This is a genomic window from Mesorhizobium sp. M0768 (genome assembly GCF_040320195.1).
In the GTDB taxonomy this organism is placed as follows: domain Bacteria; phylum Pseudomonadota; class Alphaproteobacteria; order Rhizobiales; family Rhizobiaceae; genus Mesorhizobium.
The window spans coordinates 1-1,327 of sequence record NZ_JAMYPD010000092.1; the positions used below are offsets into that span (position 1 = coordinate 1).

The following is a 1,327-nucleotide window of genomic DNA, read 5'->3' on the forward strand; positions in this document are numbered from 1 at the left end:
GTGATTGAGGAGTTGGGTGAGATCCTCGGATTCCATTTTGTCAGTGGTCTCGGTAAAGCCCGCGATATCGGAGAAGCATATTGTCAGTTTCTTCCGCTGGCTGCGGCAGGCAGGCTGCTGTTTCCGCGCCTGAAGACAAAGAAGGGGGCGAGATATGAAATCCAATCCGACTTCCGGCTCGACCGAGCTGCGGATCTGCTGGAAGCATTCTCGACGACCCCCGCCACGACTCTCGCCGGTGTGGCAGGCAAGCTTGATGCCGTGTTGCGCGAGGGCGAGGCTTGGAAGGAATGCTCCGAGTTCTCCTGGCCGCAAGTCCGCTCGGCGCTCAGCGATCTGGTGCGCATCGCCCAGCAGATGATGCCGGACAGGTCTTTCACGGTGAGCAGCATCCCAAGCTCCGCAAGCGACTTCAGCCGAGACCCCGTCAACTTGCAGCGAAGCGTCTGCCTCACGTTCCGGTTCAACCGCCAGTAAGTTGGCGACACCGGACGCTCTTGCGACATCTCAAAATCCGGCGGCGGGCGATCCCGATCTGCTGGATGCCTTCAACCGCGATGCCGCCCCGGAGCAGTGGACCGTGCCTGAAGCTGCAGAGGCAGCGAAAGCTCTGTAGGGAAAGACAGCCGCGACACAATCGCCTGGTGCGCCTTCTCGGCGCATTGCGACGGGCGGACACAGGAGTTCCGATTCTGGTTTCGGATATTCACCGATCTTCAAGCGGGTTCGCCCGATTCCGAAGCGAAAGCAGCGTCGGGGAAGGTTCGTCCAAGCTCTTCCCGATAGGGGAGGAAGAGATTGTGTCCGGCGAGGGAACTGCCTGCTTGTCGAGAGAACGCCGGACCGAAGCCAGCCCGTCAAGGCCAGAGCCGCATCGCTGTGGCGCGTGCTGCGCCAGCCTTGACCGGAAGTTCTCGGCGCTTCCGACACAGGCAAGGCTCCGGTACGAGCGAGACCGCTCGACAATTCAGGGGGCATTACTCCGGCAATTCGTCGCCCTTGGTCGGCGCCTTCCCTTTGCCGGCCCGCTTCAGGATGTCCAGCGCCTTGGGAATGTCGGCACGGGCGGCGCGTTCCTGAAAGTAACTTTCCGTGCGCAGCGCCGAAAGCTTTTCAGCGACTGCCACGTTAATGAACTGGTTGAGCGGCACGCCTTCGCTCTCCGCCACCTTGCGCGCCTCATCCAGAAGCGAGAGCTGAAGTCGCCGTGCGAAATTGCTTCTTCTCATGTCTTTTTCTCCAATCCTCTCAGCGCCTCACTTGGCGACAGGACCATGATACCGAAGCGCTCGGCCAGCTTGCCGAAGTCGCGTAGGTTGAACGTCAC

The 1,327-nt window shown here is 60.9% G+C and carries 2 protein-coding genes and 1 pseudogene; 2 read left to right on the top strand and 1 reads right to left on the bottom strand.

Annotated elements, in window-relative coordinates; translation table 11 throughout:
- Together NKI08_RS34420 and NKI08_RS34850 are read left to right on the top strand one after the other, a co-directional pair.
- Positions 1–477, top strand: a pseudogene (locus NKI08_RS34420) (hypothetical protein); the annotation flags it as partial.
- Positions 478–636: 159 nt separating this feature from the next.
- The gene (locus NKI08_RS34850; protein ID WP_502899705.1) at positions 637–786 is read left to right on the top strand and encodes a Y4oE-related protein; all 150 of its coding nucleotides are present in this window, start codon (positions 637–639) and stop codon (positions 784–786) included.
- 191 nt (positions 787–977) lie between these two features.
- On the opposite strand, the gene NKI08_RS34425 is transcribed toward NKI08_RS34850, so the two are convergent.
- On the bottom strand, positions 978–1,229 hold the full coding sequence (locus NKI08_RS34425) for a toxin-antitoxin system HicB family antitoxin (protein WP_352775953.1): 252 nt from the start codon (positions 1,227–1,229) through the stop codon (positions 978–980).
- Positions 1,230–1,327 lie beyond the last annotated feature (98 nt).

Bases quoted from the DNA above. Each gene is read 5' to 3' on its own strand.
- NKI08_RS34425 (WP_352775953.1), bottom strand. From the start codon at position 1,229: ATGAGAAGAAGCAATTTCGCACGGCGACTTCAGCTCTCGCTTCTGGAT.